Source organism: Aphanothece microscopica RSMan92 (assembly GCF_046613545.2).
Taxonomy (GTDB): Bacteria; Cyanobacteriota; Cyanobacteriia; order PCC-6307; family Cyanobiaceae; genus NIES-981.
On record NZ_JBKKKY020000670.1, the window covers coordinates 1 to 392 of the forward strand.

Here is a 392-nt window from a genome sequence, read left to right on the forward strand (position 1 = left end):
TTCCAGCTGTACATCGTAATAATCGACATACTTACTTTTCACAAAGGTGTAAAGAGCATCAATTTGCTCGTTGGTAAGGGGTGTTGGAGTAGACATGAGTGATGGTAGTGGTTATTTCGGTTAATCAATTATCCAAGGCTGACCTTGGGGTTTAGCAATAGCTGCATGTGCCGCACAAACTCTTCAAGTTCGGCCAGGCGGTTTACGGTTTCGGTTTGGCCTTTGGGCGTAATGGAGTAGTACTTCCGCATCCGATTGCCGGCAGGTACTATCTCTACGGAAAGCAGTCCCTCGGCTTCAAGTTTGTGCAAGGCCGGGTACAGCGCCCCCTCGTTGAGGGTGACCTCATTGGAAGTAAGCTCTTTCACCTTTTGGGTCATTTCGTAGCCGTA

The 392-nt window shown here is 48.5% G+C and carries 1 protein-coding gene; it reads right to left on the minus strand.

What is annotated here, in order from left to right:
- Positions 1-128: 128 nt before the first annotated feature.
- A partial coding sequence (locus ACLD7X_RS19560) for a PadR family transcriptional regulator (protein ID WP_411425344.1) occupies positions 129-392 on the minus strand: 264 nt, incomplete at its 5' end.